This is a genomic window from Clostridium pabulibutyricum, assembly GCF_058242705.1.
In genome coordinates this window covers 24,560-41,245 of sequence record NZ_JBZAYZ010000014.1, presented here as the reverse complement: position 1 = coordinate 41,245, position 16,686 = coordinate 24,560, and the positions used below count along the sequence as shown (strand labels likewise).

Genomic DNA, 16,686 nt, shown 5'->3' with positions numbered 1-16,686 from the left:
TGCGTTTATGGAAAGAATAAATATACTTGACATAAAAACTACAAACAAGATAGCAGCGGGAGAGGTTATAGAAAGACCATCCTCTGTTGTAAAAGAGCTTGTGGAAAACAGCATAGATGCCGGTGCAAAAAATATAACAATTGAGATAATTGAAGGCGGGAAGGAACTTATACGTGTAATTGACGATGGGCTCGGTATTCATGAAGATGATATAGAAAAAGCATTTCTTCCGCATTCTACAAGTAAAATTAAAGAGATAGATGATATATACAAGATAAGCACAATGGGATTTAGGGGAGAGGCTCTTGCAAGCATAGCATCAGTTTCAAAAACCAAATTGAAAAGCAGAACCATTGAGAGCAAGTGCGGTCATGAAATATACATAATCGGTGGTAAAATAGACTGTATTAAAGATGCTGCTTCAAATCAAGGAACTACCATAGAAGTACGTGACTTATTTTTCAATGTACCTGCAAGGAAAAAGTTTCTAAAATCAACAAACAGCGAAACAGCTCACATATCTGACATAATATCGCGCCTTGCACTTGCAAATGCATCTGTTTCCTTTAAATTCCTAAACAACGGCAAAAAATCCATTACGACCTTTGGAACAGGAAAGCTTCAGGATGTAATAAGAAGCATCTATGGAAAAAATATATATGAAAACATAATTTCAATAGAAAAACACAGCGATACAGTTTCAGCCTACGGATATATAGGAAATTCTGAAATAAGCAGAGGCAGCCGAAACAATCAAAGCATATTTGTAAACAAACGTTATATAAAGGATAAATCCATTACTTCGGCTGTTGAAAGGGCATTCAAATCATTTTTGATGATAAATAAATTTCCATTTTTCATTATTTTTATTGATATATTCCCTGAATTTGTAGATATAAACGTACACCCATCAAAGCTTGAAGTAAAATTCAGTGAATCCGGATTCATATTCAAATTCATATTTGATGCCGTACATGAAGCAATTCGTGAAAGTATGAAAGAATCCTTCACATTGGATATCCCTGATGCTTACGAGAAGCTTCCCAAATACAATTTGCATGAGACAGAAAAAGAAAAGATACAAATTCCAATAGATCTTGAAAAACACGAACATGTAAATTATAAAATCGATATTCCATATGAAAAACCCGAAAGTATTTTCAGTGTATTAAAAGAAGATAAATCGGTTCAAAAAAAACCAATAGTTCCAGAAACACAAAATTCTTCTCCAAAATTTCCAGAGCTTAGAATAATAGGACAGTTCAACAACACCTATATAATATGTGAAGCTCTAAATACACTATATATAATAGACCAGCATGCTGCACATGAAAAAATACTTTTTGAAAAATACAGAAATGACATAAAGAATGGGACTGTAGCTTCACAAATGTTACTAGCTCCAGAGGTAATAGAGCTTTCAAGCTATGATTATTCAACTTATTTGGAAAACAGCGGTATATTTAAAAATGCCGGTTTTTGTATAGACTCATTCGGAGATAATGCTATATCAATACGCCAGGTTCCAGTGATACTTGGAAAACCTGATGTCAAAAACTTCTTTGAGGCCATACTTGACGATATAAAAAACATGGGGTCCGGAGAAACATATTCTGTAAAATACAACCTGATTGCAACCAAAGCCTGCAAAGCTGCCATAAAGGCACATGACAGCCTGTCACGTTTGGAGATGGAGAACCTTGTTGAAGATCTTAGATACATAGATGATCCATTCAACTGTCCCCACGGAAGACCTACAATAATAAAATTCACGGTTACAGATCTCGAGAAAAAATTCAAAAGAATACAATAGACATTTTGGAGGGTAAATTTAAAATGATTGACCTGTTTGTACTTGCCGGTCCTACTGCAGTAGGCAAAACCAATATATCAATAAAACTTGCAGAAAAACTGCATGGAGAGATAGTTTCAGCAGATTCCATGCAGATATACAAACATATGGATATAGGTTCTGCAAAGATAACAACTGAAGAAATGAAAGGCATACCTCATCATATGATTGACATAGTTGAGCCTCATGAGAAATTCAATGTATCCAAATACAAATTTTTGGCAAAAAACTGCATTGAAAAAATAGACTGTAGAAAAAATCTTCCCATGATGGTTGGTGGAACGGGTCTTTATATAAATTCCATAATATTCAATTACGATTTTACAGATGCAACTACCGATAAAGATTATAGAAAGTATCTTGAAGATCTTGCTGAAAAAAATGGGAAAGATTATGTGCACAAGCTCCTCATTGACATAGATGAAGAATCCTACCAAAAACTCTATCCAAATGATCTTAAAAGAGTTATACGTGCACTGGAAGTTTATAAGTTAACAGGAAAAACAATAAGTGAATATAACAGGGAAAATGATATATTCAATATACCATACAATATTTATTATTTTGTACTCACCATGGACAGAAAAACTTTATACGACAGGATAAACAAAAGGGTAGATATTATGATGGATTCCGGCCTTGTAGATGAAGTAGCTCATCTCCGTGACATTGGATACAACTCCAGTATGCAGTCAATGAAGGGAATAGGGTACAAAGAGATACTAAGTTACCTTGAAGGTGAGTATGCCTTCTCTGAGGCAGTTGAAAAAATTAAAAAGGGCAGCCGCAACTATGCTAAACGACAGCTTACTTGGTTTAGAAAAGACAAAAGGGCAAATTGGGTGAATAAAGATGATTTTGAAAATGAAGATATGATTGTTGACTATATTATAAAGAAATTTTATTCTATGAAGAACTTGTTTAAAAGTTAAATACTGGTATAATATAATTAGTATTCTTGTTTTTACATGAAGTTTTAAAAAGCTACGGAGGGTGAAAATTTATGAGCAAACCAATAAATAATCTGCAGGATATATTTTTAAATGGCGCAAGAAAAAACAGAACTATGGTTACCATCCACTTGACAAATGGGTTCCAGATAAAAGGGACTGTAAAAGGATTTGATAATTTTACTGTAATACTTGATTCTGACGGTAAGCAGATGATGGTTTACAAACATGCCATTTCAACTATTACACCTTTAAAACAAATTCTATTCAGCAATACACAAGAAGGTGAATCTTAAAAAAGAACAGGCGATTGCCTATTCTTTTTTAATGTGCTAACATAATATAAGTGACATATTAGGAGGTATTAGTTTTGCTGGATATAACTAGACAACATCTAAAAAAATATTATAACATAGATGACAGGGTAATTGAAATTTATGAAAAAGCATTGAAAGATGTCGAGGAACAATTCAAGTATTACAATGAAATAAGGGAATACAACCAGCTAAAGGTCTTAGATGCAATGCAGAAAGAAAAAATAAGCGAATCTCATTTTACAAATTCATCAGGATATGGATATGACGATATTGGAAGGGATTCTTTAGATAAAGTTTATGCTAGAATATTCCATTGTGAAAGTGCAATTGTAAGGCCTCATTTTGTAAATGGAACTCACGCACTTGGATGTGCCCTTTTTGGGAATCTAAGACCTCGTGATACACTGCTTTCAGTTTGTGGAAAACCTTATGACACGCTTCACGGAATAATAGGTATAGACGGAAAACGTAACATAGGCTCCTTGAAAGAATACGGAGTAAACTACAAACAAGTCGATCTGAAAAAAGATGGCAGTGTGGATTTTGATGAAATAGGCAAATGCCTTAGGGAAGACACTTCAATAAAACTTGTACATATACAGAGGTCAACTGGTTATGGATGGAGAAGGTCACTTCTTATATCTGAAATAAAAGAAATAATAGCCTTTGTTAAAAATATAAATAAAAATGTAATATGTCTTGTAGACAACTGTTACGGTGAATTTATAGATACCATGGAACCAACTGATGTAGGTGCAGATATTGCAGCGGGTTCTCTGATAAAAAACATAGGCGGTGGAATAGCTCCTGCAGGCGGATATATAGTCGGCAAACAGGAATATATTGACCAAGCCTCATACAGATTAACAGTTCCCGGAATAGGAGGGGAGTGTGGTTCAACATTCGGAGTCATGAGACAGATGTATCAAGGTCTATTTCTAGCACCGCATGTTGCAATGGAAGCACTTAAAGGGGCACTACTATGTTCAAGAATAATGGAACTTACTGGATTTTCAGTACTTCCTGCATATACCGACAAGAGAAGTGATATAATTCAGTCTATAAAATTCAATGATAAAAACAAACTTATAAACTTCTGCAAAGGCATACAGAAAGGATCACCTGTAGATTCCTTTGTAGAATGTGAACCATGGGATATGCCTGGCTATAAAGATAAAGTAATAATGGCGGCTGGTGCATTTGTACAGGGATCTTCTATAGAGCTTTCGGCAGATGCTCCCATAAGAGAGCCTTATATTGCATATCTGCAAGGCGGACTTACATTTGACCACGCCAAAATAGGAATACTTATAGCACTGTCAAATGTATTGAATGAAAAATAATATGTTTATTTATAAATAAGCTCTATATATACCTGCAAGTTTTCCGATAATGGTGCAGTTTTGTACTATTATCGGTTTCATTGTCCTATTTTCAGGTTGAAGCCTTACATAACCATCTTCTTTAAAAAATCTTTTCAGCGTAGCCTCGTTTTCAATAAGGGCACCAACTATCTCACCATTTTCGGCAGAGTTTGATTTCTCCATTATTGCAAAATCTCCATCAAGTATGCCTGCATCTATCATACTGTCTCCATGAATTCTAAGCATAAATAGCTGTTTTTTGTTTTTTATATAATCAATCGGAATCGGGAATGTATCCTCTATGTTTTCTACTGCAAGTATAGGTGTACCAGCAGCTATAGTACCTATTATAGGGACATTTATCATTTCTTTTTTAGGGGAATTTTCCATAATTTCTATTGTTCTAGGTTTGGTTGAATCACGTTTAATAAGACCCTTGCTTTCAAGATTCTCAAGATGCATATGTACTGTTGAAGTCGACTTTAATCCAACAGCTGCACATATTTCCCTTACAGAAGGAGGGTAGCCCTTGGCCTCTACATATGATTTTATAAAATTATATATTTCAAGACGTCTGTTTTCTCTTTTCTCTGACATAAAAACACTCCTAAAACCTTATTAATTTGAATTATATCACATATACATCTTTAAATCAAACTTGTGTTCTATTATTGACATAATGCAAAACTATGTTTTATACTAGTCAGTATACTATATATTTTCAGGAGGTATTAATGAGCAAAAAATACTGTATATTTGATGAAAACAAAACTTGTGATGAATGTAGGAAATGCGACATGTGTGATCTGGATCCGGAAAAAGAATGCAACAATTGTGGAAAATGTATGGAAATGGAAGGGTATGACATGCGCGCCGTAAAGATAGATGAAATAATTGAAGATGATATTGAAGATACGGAAAGCTTCCAAGATGAAGATGATACCCAGTGTGTAGAAAACGATACTCATTATCAATTGGATGCTGAAAATTGTTCTGGCGGAGAAGATGTATTCGATTCTGCAGAAATTAAATACATAGACGATGTAGACGGACTCAGTGAACTTCTTAAAGATAAGGATGTCTTCACCAAATTAATGCACGAAGAATATCCCGGCCTAATCAAAATAAACAAAGAAAAAAATTCTTGATAAATAAAAAAGGAGCAGTAAACAGCATGAGTATACTACTCCTTTTTTATTTATTTAATATGTAAGATTTAAATCATCCAGCATCTTAAAATCACGATTGACTTTTTGGCCACTAGTGGTAAGATAATCTCCTATAAGCATACCGTTTATTCCTGAAATAAATCCCAAAGGCTGGAGAGTTCCCAGATTTTTTTCTCTTCCTCCCGCAAATCGTATATTCTTATCAGGAAGTATAAATCTAATTATGGCAAAAGTCCTTATTATCTCAATAGGAGACAGTGGAGGCATGTTTTCGAATTTTGTTCCTTTAACAGGATTTAAAATATTTATAGGTACAGCATCAACATCCAACTCCTTTAATAAAAAACTATGTTCGATCCGTTGCTTCATGGTTTCACCCATTCCTATGATCATCCCGGAGCAAACTTCCATGCCAGCTTCTTTCGCACAGCGTATTGTATCTATTCTTTCATCATATCCGTGAGTTGATACAACTTTATCAAAAAAGCTTCGTGCAGTTTCTAAGTTATGATTGTATCTTTCAACTCCAGCATCTGCAAGCTGCTTTGCCGCATCCATAGTAAGAGTTCCGAGACACGCACACAGTTTTAAATTTGTTGCTTTGCCAATACGTTTAAATGCGTTCAATATTATCTTGAAGTTCTTTTCTTGTCCAGTATATCCAAGTCCACTCGTACAAATATCACAGTGCTTTGCACCAGACTTTTCTCTTTTTATAGCAGTAGCTACAATTTCATCTTCGTCTATAAGAGGGTAGCACTTCACATTTGTATTATGATGGGACGACTGAGCGCAAAATGCGCAGTCTTCTCCGCAGTTTCCCGATTTAGCATTTATAACAGAACAAAGATCCACGTTGTTTCCAGTAAACTTTTCTCTTATTTTATTTGCAAAACTGCATATTAGGAATACATCACTTTCGCTTGATTTTGAAAGTAGTTCACATTCTTCTTCTGTAACAGAACCTCCAGAAATAACTTTCTCCCCAATTCTTAATATTTCATTCCATAAACTTTCCATATATAATCTCCTTAAATGATATTGTTAACTTTAAAATATAATTTAGTTAACAATATCATTATATCAAGATGTAGTAAATACATCAAGATAAGTTTTATAATCACTTTTAAAAGTCATCTTCATCGCTTAAAGGATTCAAGTTGACAGCTTTTCTAAGTTCTTCATCATCCACGTGGGTATATATTTGAGTTGTAGATACACTTTCATGGCCCAATATCTTCTGCAAGCTCCTTATATCAACCTTTCCATACTTATACATAAGTGTAGCTGCAGTATGTCGCAATTTATGAGGAGTATATTTTTTATCATCAAGACCTGCCTTTTTAAGATATTTTTTTAGTATAAGTTCTACAGATCTTTTATTTATTCTAGTATAATTTTTGCTTATGAAGAGGGCATCTTTATCTATTATTTTGCCGTAAGTTTCATTTCTAACATTTATATATCTTTCAACGGATTTGATGCAGGCTCTGTTTAAATAGATCGTTCTTTCTTTATTTCCTTTTCCTATTACAGTCAAAGTATCATTCTTTATATTCGACATGTTTATTCCGCATAATTCTGAAAGCCTCATGCCACAATTTAAAAACAATGTTATCATGCAGTAATCCCTTTCTTTGAACTTTCCATCTATTGCTTTCAAAAGTCTGCGGCTTTCATCGAGAGTCAAATATACAGGATTCCTTTTATCTATTTTAGGGGACTCAAGTTCAACAGCCGGATTTTCAGTAATGATTTTTGCTTTTCCATAAAGATATTTAAAAAAAGATTTTATAGAAGCAACTTTTCTTGCTCTGGCATAACTTCCATTTTCTCTGTAATTTTCAGTGAAAGATATGAAAGCAAACAATTCTCCAAGAGTTATACTTTTTAAAAAATCATTGCTTATATCTTTTATAATTATATCTTTAAAATCGCATTCCTCAGGGACCAAACCTTTATATAATTTCAAAAACCTAAAAAACATAATAAGATCAATTTTATAACCATCTATAGTATTTTTTGATTTGCCGCGTATAGTACCAAGGTAGTTCAAAAAATCATTTAAACACCTTGGAAGTGTTGAATCGTATAGGTTTGTTAATTTGTACTTCATGTAGCTCCACCCTTTTCTCTTTTAAGTTAACTTCGCTAAATTGATATTTAGCGAATATAGTATTCTACAAATGCATCACAAAATCCTTCTTTTATCCTTCTATTATACTAGATTATTTAAGTTTTAAAAAATATTTATTTCAAGTAAATGTAGAATTACATGCTCCAATAGATTTTAAAAATTTTATTTTTAAATAATTTAAGGTATGAGGCGTATAATTTTCTAATGTTTAGGTAAAATATAGTAATATATAGACTTGATACAAAAGGAGGTATTCTGCCATCCTAAATGTGTTGGCAGCAATTTATATGATAATTGGCATACCGAATGGATTACTGTACTTTAAATACAAAATGTTCTTAAATACTTTTTTTAAAGGACTTGGTGCAAGTGTAATAACTTCTCCTTCTACAAATACAGAAATACTTGATCTTGGAATAAAATATTGTGTTGACGAAGCATGCCTTCCAATAAAAATATTTCATGGCCATGCAGCTTACATAAGAAACAAATGTGATATTATGCTCATTCCAAGAATAATGCAAATTGAAAAAAATGAATTTATATGTCCCAAATTCTGCGGACTACCTGAAATGATAAAAAACAATATTCCCAACATGCCCCCTATTATTTCAGAACCAATTTATGCTTTCTCAAAAAAGAGTTTCAGATCATGGATAAATCGTACAGGACGTCTTTTTACAAAAAATATTTTTAAAATAAATCATGCATACGATGCAGCCATTGATTTTCAAAATCAATATGAACCAAAAACAAGGAACAATTCTTTCCCCATAAATATTGCATTAGTAGGTCATCCCTACAACATATATGATAATTTTGCAAACATGAATGTAATAAAAAAGCTCCAAAAGCTTGGAATTGGAGTGATAACTGAAGAATATATAAAAAAATCCATTATAAACAAGCAATCTTCCTCCTTGTTTAAAAAACCATTTTGGACTTTTGAAAGAAATTCATATGGATTTTCAACTTACATGGCAGAGCAAAAAAACATTGACGGAATAGTATATGTTTCTTCATTTGCCTGCGGAATAGACTCAATTGTAATAGAACTCATAAAGGATCAACTTGATAGCTTTCCTATATTAGTTCTTAAAATCGATGAACAAACTGGAGAAGCTGGTTTCAATACAAGGCTTGAAGCCTTCTCTGACATGCTCAAAAGAAGGTGTGTATAATGAAAATTACGTTTCCCAATCTCGGGAACACAGTGTTTGCTGTAAAAGCCGTATTTGACGGTCTAGGAATAGATTATGTGCTCCCCCCTCCTACAACAAAAAATTCACTTGAAAAAGGCTGTCTTTATTCCCCTGAAGAAATATGTCTGCCTTTCAAAATAATGATTGGAGGATATATTGAAAGCATTAAAAAAGGAGCTGATACAATACTTTTACTTGGAAGTTCCGGTCCATGCAGATTTGGTGAATACTGTGAACTTCAAATGAGAGTTCTCAGAAAACTTGGATATAATTTAAAATTCATAGTTATAGATTCCCCAAAAGAAATAGGTAAAAATGAATTTATCAATAGATTATCTGAAATAAACAATGAAATTAAGACAACTAATCTTGAAAAGTTAAAGGTACTTTCCTGTGGGTTAAAAATAGTAAATCTTATGGATTCAATAGAAAAAAAAGCAAAATTTCTCTCTGGATACGAATTGAAAAAAGGTGATTGTAAATCAATTCTGAAAGGCTGCAGAAAAGAAGCTATAAAAGCGTCTTCGCCTTACAAGATGCTTGAAATTTTAAAATACTATAAATTCCAAATAAACAAAGTGCATGTTGATATGAAAAGAAATCCTATTAAAATTGCAATAATCGGTGAAATATATACTATAATTGAACCTTTTGCAAATCTATTTATAGAAGATAAACTTTTGGATTACGGTGTATCGGTAACAAGAAAACTCACTCCAAGCTGGTGGGTTAAAAACACCCTACTCTCCCCTTTAAAGATAAATTCACCCTTTATAAGAATTAACTCAAAAAAATACCTTCCATATTATATAGGAGGCCACGCAAGAGAATGTGTAGGTGAGGCTATGATTGCCAAAAAAAATGGCTGTGACGGAGCAATTCAAATATTTCCTATGGGCTGCATGCCCGAAATCGTCTCAAAATCAATACTCCCCTCAATTTCAAAAAACGAGGACTTTCCTATTTTAAGTCTTGTTGTAGATGAGCTCACAGGCGAAGATGGATATGTAACTCGAATAGAGGCTTTTCTGGATTTACTTGAAAGGAGAAAAACAAAATGTATTATATAGGAATTGATGTAGGTTCTGTAAGCACCGACATAGTAATTGTAGATGAAAAAATAAACATAGTTGAATCAATATATCTTAGGACCAAAGGCAGACCAATATCTGCAATTCAGGAAGGTTTCAAACTGCTTTGCAACAAATACGATGATTCAATTATATCAGGAGTCGGAACCACCGGAAGTGGAAGAAAAATAGCTTCCTCAATAATTGGAGCCGATATAGTGAAAAATGAAATAACCGCCCATGCCGTAGCGGCTTTAAACGTGAGTAAAGATGTACGTACAATAATAGAAATTGGAGGCCAGGATTCAAAAATAATAACTTTAAACAACGGAATTGTATCTGACTTTGCAATGAACACAGTTTGTGCTGCTGGAACAGGATCTTTCCTTGACAGACAGGCAGAAAGGCTTGATATACCTATTGAAAATTTCGGGGCGTATGCTCTTGAATCAAACACCCCTGTGAGAATAGCTGGAAGATGTGCGGTATTTGCTGAATCGGATATGATACACAAACAGCAGCTTGGTTATAAAAGCAGCGATATTATAAGAGGATTATGTGATGCTCTGGTCAGGAATTACCTGAGCAATGTAGCAAAAGGTAAGGAAATCAAGGAAAAAGTTTTCTTTCAAGGTGGAGTAGCCGCAAATATAGGTATGAAATCATCTTTTGAAAATGCTCTTGGATTAAACATAACAGTTCCTAAAAATTATAAAGTTATGGGTGCTGTTGGATCTGCAATACTTGCCAAAGAATATATAGAGAAAGAAAATGCACAAACCAAATTTAAAGGATTCAAGCTTGCAAATACAACATTTGTATCAAAAAGCTTCAATTGTAATGGTTGTGCAAATAAATGTGAAATAGTAAAAATTTTAGGTAGCAATAAAATAATAGGATTTTTCGGAGATAGATGCGGCAAATGGCATAGTTCAGACGATATATCTGCATAATTACAAGCATGCGCTTGACAGAATATAGCAAAGTAATATATAATTATTAAATATACAGTGTGTATTTTTAATAAAAATTATATATTACTTGTATTTGTATAAAATCATTAAAGGATGTGATCCATTGAAAAAAAAGCACCATAGTTTTTTAGCAACACTAGCAAAATTCTTACTTATGTTTATAGGAACAACTTTAGCTGCTGTAGGACTTGAGCTTTTTCTGATTCCAAACAATATAATAGACGGAGGCGTCACTGGAATATCGATAATGTTAAGTTACATTACATCACTGCCTCTTGGTCTATTTATCTTTATAATCAATATACCATTTTTAATAATAGGTTATAGACATATCGGTAAAACTTTCACTATTAACACTCTATTTTCTGTAATTTCATTATCTATTATGGTATCTGCTCTTAAAAACATACCTGCATTTACAAACGATACTCTGCTTGCATCAATATTTGGAGGAATCTTGCTTGGAATAGGCGTGGGACTTGTAATACGAAGCGGCGGCTCGACAGACGGCACCGAAATAGTTGCAATAATTTTGGACAAGCGCACAGGATTTTCTGTAGGTGAAGTAGTCATGTTCATAAATATATTCATACTAAGCAGTGCCGGTCTTATATTTGGATGGGATAGAGCAATGTACTCCCTAGTTACCTATTTCATTGCCTTCAAGTTAATTGATATAACTGTTGAAGGTCTCGATGAATCAAAATCTGTCGTAATAATAACAGATAAACATGAGGAAATAACGGACGCCCTACTTGCAAGACTTGGAAGAGGTGTAACTCTACTTGAAGGTAAAGGTGCATATTCAAATATACCTACAAAAGTGATATTTGTAATAATATCTCGTCTTGAAATAGCGAAACTTAAAGACATAGTAAACGGATTTGACGAACAGGCACTTATAAGCATAAGCAATGTAGATACTTACGGTAAGAGTTTTAAGAAAAAAGCAATCCATTAAATAAAGAGCATGATTTTCATGCTCTTTATTTCCATAAATTTTTCGTTTTTTTACTCATATTATTATTTCTCTTTTCTGTTTCTTCCTTATCTATCGTTACAGAATCTCCTTCTATATTTAAGACACAGCCCTCTTTTACATTCATCGGTATGTTTATTCTCTTTATATCCATCATTGTTCCATCTTCTTTTTCACAAACAGCATACGGACCTTCAAATCTATCTATAATAACCTTCATAATATCATTCCCCCAAAATCTAACAACCATATTACCATTATATTACTATAAAGCTATACTTACAAGATAAATATTAAGTTGATCTAATTTTTTTTAATAACACTTTTCTGAATTGACTTGACAATTCTTGCCGTTATAAGTCCAGGTAATATTTTAGAAAATACTATACATATCTTATTAACCAATCCAGGTATTATAACAGCCTTGTTTTTCTTCAGTCCATTATAAGCCGAAAACGCAACCTTTTGTGGAGACATCGCCCCTTTTACATCCTCTTTTCCTGCATTTTTTGAAAAGTTTGTCTTTGTAGCACCAGGACACAGTACAGATACATTTATGTTGTACTCTGAAAGTTCAACTCTTAAAGCCTCGGAAAAAGATAATACATAAGACTTTGATGCATAGTAAGATGCAGTATATGGACCAGGTTGATATGCTCCTGTAGAAGCAACATTCAATATACTTCCTTCTCCATGTTCAATCATATCTTTTGAAAAAAATTTAGTCAGATTTATAAGTGATTTTATATTTACATCTATAATTTCAAAATCTTTTTCTACACAAGTTTTGCAAAATGATTCTGCATACCCTACTCCAGCATTGTTAATTAATATATTTACATTTCTTTTCTTTTCCTTAACTCTTTTATAAACTATTTCTGCCGAATTTTCATTTCCTAAATCTACATCAATTACATCTACCTCTATATTGTATTTGTTTTTAATATTTCTACCTATACTCTCAAGCTTTACTTTATTTCGGGAAACAAGTATAATGTTGAATCCATTTTTAGCAAAAATTTTTGATATTTCATATCCTATACCACTTGAAGCTCCAGTTATAAGGACTGTTTTTTTAGATTCATTCATTATTTTTATCTCCTTTTTTATTTTTGTTATATTTAATTATAGTATATTTTTTGTTTTTTGTTTACTTTTTTATTTTATTTAACATAATATTTATTATTTATATTTGTAGGCAACAGCATCATAACGCTGTTGCCTACAAATTAATTTTATATGGATTTTCTTAATTCCCTTGTAAATTTCACTATATTTTTAATCGCCTCATCTATGTCATTTGATTTATCTATCATATCCACAAAGGCACTTCCTAAGATTACTCCATCACAATAATTTTTAAGTTTGGATGCCATTTCTGAATTTTTTATTCCAAACCCTATGGCCTTCGGTAGCTGAGTATATTCCTCTATCATATCCATATACTCTTTCATATCTGTTTTAATACTTTCATCTATACCTGTAACTCCATTTTTTGAAACACAATACACAAAACCACCACCTGAAGTTACTATGCTCTTTATACGCTTTTTTGAAGTAGGAGCTACAAGTGGTATAAGATGTATATTAAACTTCAAAGATACATCTATTATACTTTTTCTTTCTTCTACAGGTAAATCAGGAATTATAATTCCATCTATCCCAGATTTACTGGAATCTTTCAAAAAATTTTCAATACCATATTTAAATATTGAATTATAGTAGACTAGATAAACAAGAGGAACCTCTGTATTTTTTCTTATTTGTGATGCACAATTCATTATATCAACAATTTTTGCACCATTTTCAAGTGCTCTTTGTGATGAATTCTGTATCACAGGACCATCTGCAAGTGGATCTGAGTACGGTATTCCAAGTTCTACTATGTCTGCTCCTGCTTTGCAAACATTCAAAACTATTTTTTTCGTCCAGTTAAAGTCAGGATCTCCTGCTGTCAAAAACATTATAAGTGCCTTTTTATTTTCTGATTTTAAATTTCTAAACTTTTCATCTATTCTATTCATTATTTCACTTCTTTCTAATTTACTTTTATTTTAATTAACATAATATTTATTATTTATAGTATTCCTTGTAAACATCAGCAATCGTATCTACATCCTTGTCCCCTCTCCCTGATATATTTACAACAACTATTTTATCTTTATCAAGTTTTGGAACTAATTTAACTGCATAAGCAACTGCGTGGGCACTCTCAAGAGCTGGAATTATTCCTTCTTTTCTGCTCAAATACATAAAAGCATCAAATGCCTCCTTATCATCAGCATAAACATATTCAGCACGCTTCAATTCTTTTAAATAAGAATGCTCCGGTCCAACTCCCGGATAATCCAATCCTGCCGATATCGAGTAAGCCGGCATAATCTGCCCATCATCATCCTGAAGCAAATATGTCATCATTCCATGAATAACTCCGATCGAACCCTTTGTCAAAGTAGCTGCAGTCTTTTTACTTTCCACTCCATATCCAGCGGCTTCTACTCCTATAAGCTTTACTCCTCTTTCTTTTACAAAGGGATAAAAAATACCCATAGAGTTACTTCCTCCTCCCACACATGCAAGTATATAGTCAGGAAGCCTCCCTTCCTTTTCCAGTATCTGTTTCTTGGTTTCGTCACCTATGACTCTTTGAAAGTCCCTGACCATAGTTGGATACGGATGTGGACCTACTACCGATCCCATTATATAAAATGTATCTTCAATATTTTCAACCCAGCTTCTCAATGCTTCATTTACAGCATCTTTTAATGTTCCAGTACCTGATTTTACAGAGTGAACTTCTGCCCCAAGTATTTTCATTTTAAATACATTTAAGGCCTGTCTCCTGCAATCTTCCTCTCCCATATATATAGTACATTTAAGGCCAAACATAGAAGCTCCCGTTGCAACTGCAACTCCATGCTGACCTGCACCGGTTTCTGCAATTATTTTTTTCTTTCCCATCCTTTGTGCTAGAAGCACCTGCCCCAAAACATTATTTATTTTATGGGCACCTGTATGGTTCAAGTCTTCCCTTTTCAAATACACTTTTGCTCCACCAAGATCTTTTGTCATATTTTCAGCATAATAAAGAGGCGTCTCTCTCCCTGAATACTCTTTAAGATAATATCTGTACTTTTCCATGAATTTTTCATCGCATTTTGCTTGATTATAACCATCTTCAAGCTCCATAAGTGCATTCATAACTGTTTCAGGAACATATTGTCCTCCAAATTTTCCAAATCTCCCTGCAATATTTTCAAAATCCATCAATTCCTTTTCCTCACTTTCTGAATAAGCTTTTTAATTTTTTCCTGATCTTTAACTCCAGATGTCTCAACACCGCTTGATACATCAAGTACATCAGGATTGATCATAGCCAATGCTCTTTCAACATTATCCATACAAATTCCACCTGCAAGTATGACTTTTTTATCTGTCCTTAAATTTTTTATAAAATTCCAGTCAAAAGCCTTTCCGCTGCCACCTTTTCCGCTGTCAAAAAGTATACCATCGGCATTACGGAATTTAATTTGTTTACTATATAATTTATCCTTTACCTCAAAGGCCCTCCACAATTCAAATTCTTTAAAATCCTCCATGTAGAAATCGTCCTCCAAACCATGAAACTGAATAACATCCAGTCCTACCTCATATGCCGCCCGCTTTACAAAATCAGTTTTTTCATCTGCAAACACCCCCACTTTTTTAATACCACCCGCCAAGTTTTTGGCAAGAATAACTGCCTTCTCTATATCTACACGTCTTCTACTATTGGAAAATACGAATCCAGCATACTCCGGGAGATATTTGTTTACATATTCTATGTCTTCACTTCTTCTTAATCCGCATATTTTCACTTCAGTCATGGAGTCACCTCTTGTTCTGTACTTTTTAGCATATTCATAAATCTCCTCATGGTATTTAAATCCTTCATTTTTCTCATAAATCCTTCTCCTACAAGAACTGCATCCACTCTAAGATCCTTTATATATTTAAAATCACTGTGACTCATTATGCCGCTTTCTGAAACAACCACTGTATCATTTGGAATATATTTCATAAGCTGCTCTGTATTTTTTAAATTCACAGTAAAATTCTCTAAATTTCTATTATTTACACCTATTATATCCGGGTTTACTTCAAGAGCATTGTAAAGCTCTTCCTGATTGTGTACTTCTACAATACATTGAATACCCAGGCTATATGAAAGATTATAAAATCTTTTAAGCTTGTCTTTAAGTATACCCGCTATAAGAAGAACTGCATCCGCCTTTAAAAGCCTTGCCTCATATATCTGATATTCATCTATTATAAAATCTTTTCTTAAAACCGGTTTTGAAATTACCTTTCTTACTGTTTTTATATATTCCGGCCGTCCCATAAAATAATCCTCTTCTGTAATCACTGAAACTGCATCCACCGAAATTTTTTCATAAAGCAACGCTATATCCGCAGGATTGAATTTATCTACAATTATCCCTTTTGAAGGGGATGCCTTCTTTATTTCTCCTATGACCGAAAGTCCTTTCTTTGACAATGAATCCTTGAATCCTCTATTTTTAAATTGATCACTCTTTTCAATTTCATGTATAATACAATCAAGCGTCTTTATCTTCTTTTGATTTTCAAGAAATACTCGTTTTGAACAAACTATATCATCCAATATCACAAT

17 protein-coding genes and 1 pseudogene are annotated in these 16,686 nt (G+C 33.1%); 9 read left to right on the top strand and 9 right to left on the bottom strand.

Annotated features, from left to right (window positions below; all coding sequences use genetic code 11):
* The first annotated feature begins 7 nt into the window (after positions 1 to 7).
* The 4 genes from mutL (at position 8) to AC4CVH_RS13425 (ending at position 4,462) form a co-directional block, all read left to right on the top strand.
* The gene (gene mutL / locus AC4CVH_RS13440) at positions 8 to 1,813 is read left to right on the top strand and encodes a DNA mismatch repair endonuclease MutL (RefSeq protein WP_490788254.1); all 1,806 of its coding nucleotides are present in this window, start codon (positions 8 to 10) and stop codon (positions 1,811 to 1,813) included.
* Positions 1,814 to 1,836: 23 nt separating this feature from the next.
* Entirely contained in the window at positions 1,837 to 2,784 is a 948-nt protein-coding gene (gene miaA / locus AC4CVH_RS13435) for a tRNA (adenosine(37)-N6)-dimethylallyltransferase MiaA (RefSeq protein ID WP_490788253.1), read from the top strand.
* 71 nt (positions 2,785 to 2,855) lie between these two features.
* A complete protein-coding gene (hfq, locus tag AC4CVH_RS13430; protein WP_490788252.1) occupies positions 2,856 to 3,098 on the top strand; it encodes an RNA chaperone Hfq in 243 nt (80 codons plus the stop codon).
* 74 nt (positions 3,099 to 3,172) lie between these two features.
* Positions 3,173 to 4,462, top strand: coding sequence for a methionine gamma-lyase family protein (locus AC4CVH_RS13425; protein WP_490788251.1), 1,290 nt, complete (start codon positions 3,173 to 3,175; stop codon positions 4,460 to 4,462).
* 9 nt (positions 4,463 to 4,471) lie between these two features.
* Here the strand turns inward: AC4CVH_RS13425 and lexA are convergent, their stop codons facing one another.
* Positions 4,472 to 5,080 (bottom strand): transcriptional repressor LexA, encoded by a 609-nt coding sequence (gene lexA, locus AC4CVH_RS13420; protein WP_490788250.1) that lies wholly within the window; start codon positions 5,078 to 5,080, stop codon positions 4,472 to 4,474.
* Between the two features lie 137 nt (positions 5,081 to 5,217).
* Between lexA and AC4CVH_RS13415 the strand changes: the two genes are divergently transcribed.
* Entirely contained in the window at positions 5,218 to 5,631 is a 414-nt protein-coding gene (locus AC4CVH_RS13415; protein ID WP_490788249.1) for a hypothetical protein, read from the top strand.
* 54 nt (positions 5,632 to 5,685) lie between these two features.
* Here AC4CVH_RS13415 and bioB read toward each other — a convergent pair whose 3' ends face one another.
* Positions 5,686 to 6,672, bottom strand: coding sequence for a biotin synthase BioB (gene bioB, locus AC4CVH_RS13410; RefSeq protein ID WP_490788248.1), 987 nt, complete (start codon positions 6,670 to 6,672; stop codon positions 5,686 to 5,688).
* A 106-nt stretch (positions 6,673 to 6,778) separates the two neighbouring features.
* Positions 6,779 to 7,768, bottom strand: a complete 990-nt coding sequence (locus AC4CVH_RS13405; RefSeq protein WP_490788247.1) for a tyrosine recombinase XerC — start codon at positions 7,766 to 7,768, stop codon at positions 6,779 to 6,781.
* A gap of 308 nt (positions 7,769 to 8,076) precedes the next feature.
* Here AC4CVH_RS13405 and AC4CVH_RS13400 point away from each other — a divergent pair, with 308 nt between their 5' ends.
* The 4 genes and pseudogenes from AC4CVH_RS13400 to AC4CVH_RS13385 all read left to right on the top strand — a co-directional run bounded on the left by AC4CVH_RS13400 (position 8,077) and on the right by AC4CVH_RS13385 (position 11,996).
* Positions 8,077 to 8,970, top strand: a complete 894-nt coding sequence (locus tag AC4CVH_RS13400; RefSeq protein ID WP_490788246.1) for an acyl-CoA dehydratase activase-related protein — start codon at positions 8,077 to 8,079, stop codon at positions 8,968 to 8,970.
* Positions 8,970 to 10,068: pseudogene (locus AC4CVH_RS13395) on the top strand (acyl-CoA dehydratase activase-related protein). Before AC4CVH_RS13400 ends, AC4CVH_RS13395 begins: the two are co-directional and overlap by 1 nt.
* Positions 10,049 to 11,014 carry an acyl-CoA dehydratase activase gene (locus AC4CVH_RS13390; RefSeq protein ID WP_490788245.1) on the top strand — a complete coding sequence of 322 codons (966 nt, stop codon included), beginning with the start codon at positions 10,049 to 10,051 and terminating at the stop codon, positions 11,012 to 11,014. Before AC4CVH_RS13395 ends, AC4CVH_RS13390 begins: the two are co-directional and overlap by 20 nt.
* Before the next feature lie 124 nt (positions 11,015 to 11,138).
* Positions 11,139 to 11,996 carry a YitT family protein gene (locus tag AC4CVH_RS13385; protein ID WP_490788244.1) on the top strand — a complete coding sequence of 286 codons (858 nt, stop codon included), beginning with the start codon at positions 11,139 to 11,141 and terminating at the stop codon, positions 11,994 to 11,996.
* Between the two features lie 25 nt (positions 11,997 to 12,021).
* Here AC4CVH_RS13385 and AC4CVH_RS13380 read toward each other — a convergent pair whose 3' ends face one another.
* The 6 genes from AC4CVH_RS13380 to trpC all read right to left on the bottom strand — a co-directional run bounded on the left by AC4CVH_RS13380 (position 12,022) and on the right by trpC (position 16,683).
* On the bottom strand, positions 12,022 to 12,234 hold the full coding sequence (locus AC4CVH_RS13380; protein WP_490788243.1) for a DUF3006 domain-containing protein: 213 nt from the start codon (positions 12,232 to 12,234) through the stop codon (positions 12,022 to 12,024).
* 83 nt (positions 12,235 to 12,317) lie between these two features.
* Positions 12,318 to 13,103: an SDR family NAD(P)-dependent oxidoreductase gene (locus tag AC4CVH_RS13375; protein WP_490788242.1), complete on the bottom strand. Its 786-nt coding sequence runs from the start codon at positions 13,101 to 13,103 to the stop codon at positions 12,318 to 12,320.
* A gap of 146 nt (positions 13,104 to 13,249) precedes the next feature.
* Entirely contained in the window at positions 13,250 to 14,038 is a 789-nt protein-coding gene (trpA, locus tag AC4CVH_RS13370) for a tryptophan synthase subunit alpha (protein WP_490788241.1), read from the bottom strand.
* Positions 14,039 to 14,087: 49 nt separating this feature from the next.
* Positions 14,088 to 15,281 carry a tryptophan synthase subunit beta gene (trpB, locus tag AC4CVH_RS13365; RefSeq protein WP_490788240.1) on the bottom strand — a complete coding sequence of 398 codons (1,194 nt, stop codon included), beginning with the start codon at positions 15,279 to 15,281 and terminating at the stop codon, positions 14,088 to 14,090.
* Positions 15,281 to 15,880: a phosphoribosylanthranilate isomerase gene (locus AC4CVH_RS13360; protein ID WP_490788239.1), complete on the bottom strand. Its 600-nt coding sequence runs from the start codon at positions 15,878 to 15,880 to the stop codon at positions 15,281 to 15,283. The genes trpB and AC4CVH_RS13360 overlap by 1 nt, the downstream gene beginning before the upstream one ends.
* On the bottom strand, positions 15,877 to 16,683 hold the full coding sequence (gene trpC, locus AC4CVH_RS13355; protein ID WP_490788238.1) for an indole-3-glycerol phosphate synthase TrpC: 807 nt from the start codon (positions 16,681 to 16,683) through the stop codon (positions 15,877 to 15,879). Before trpC ends, AC4CVH_RS13360 begins: the two co-directional genes overlap by 4 nt.
* Positions 16,684 to 16,686 lie beyond the last annotated feature (3 nt).

What these genes read in the sequence shown, in the direction of transcription:
- mutL (WP_490788254.1), top strand. Translation starts at nt 8, where the DNA reads ATGGAAAGAATAAATATACTTGACATAAAAACTACAAACAAGATAGCA.
- miaA (WP_490788253.1), top strand. Translation starts at nt 1,837, where the DNA reads ATGATTGACCTGTTTGTACTTGCCGGTCCTACTGCAGTAGGCAAAACC.
- hfq (WP_490788252.1), top strand. Translation starts at nt 2,856, where the DNA reads ATGAGCAAACCAATAAATAATCTGCAGGATATATTTTTAAATGGCGCA.
- lexA (WP_490788250.1), bottom strand. Translation starts at nt 5,080, where the DNA reads ATGTCAGAGAAAAGAGAAAACAGACGTCTTGAAATATATAATTTTATA.
- AC4CVH_RS13415 (WP_490788249.1), top strand. Translation starts at nt 5,218, where the DNA reads ATGAGCAAAAAATACTGTATATTTGATGAAAACAAAACTTGTGATGAA.
- bioB (WP_490788248.1), bottom strand. Translation starts at nt 6,672, where the DNA reads ATGGAAAGTTTATGGAATGAAATATTAAGAATTGGGGAGAAAGTTATT.
- AC4CVH_RS13405 (WP_490788247.1), bottom strand. Translation starts at nt 7,768, where the DNA reads ATGAAGTACAAATTAACAAACCTATACGATTCAACACTTCCAAGGTGT.
- AC4CVH_RS13400 (WP_490788246.1), top strand. Translation starts at nt 8,077, where the DNA reads ATGATAATTGGCATACCGAATGGATTACTGTACTTTAAATACAAAATG.
- AC4CVH_RS13390 (WP_490788245.1), top strand. Translation starts at nt 10,049, where the DNA reads ATGTATTATATAGGAATTGATGTAGGTTCTGTAAGCACCGACATAGTA.
- AC4CVH_RS13380 (WP_490788243.1), bottom strand. Translation starts at nt 12,234, where the DNA reads ATGAAGGTTATTATAGATAGATTTGAAGGTCCGTATGCTGTTTGTGAA.
- AC4CVH_RS13375 (WP_490788242.1), bottom strand. Translation starts at nt 13,103, where the DNA reads ATGAATGAATCTAAAAAAACAGTCCTTATAACTGGAGCTTCAAGTGGT.
- trpA (WP_490788241.1), bottom strand. Translation starts at nt 14,038, where the DNA reads ATGAATAGAATAGATGAAAAGTTTAGAAATTTAAAATCAGAAAATAAA.
- trpB (WP_490788240.1), bottom strand. Translation starts at nt 15,281, where the DNA reads ATGGATTTTGAAAATATTGCAGGGAGATTTGGAAAATTTGGAGGACAA.
- AC4CVH_RS13360 (WP_490788239.1), bottom strand. Translation starts at nt 15,880, where the DNA reads ATGACTGAAGTGAAAATATGCGGATTAAGAAGAAGTGAAGACATAGAA.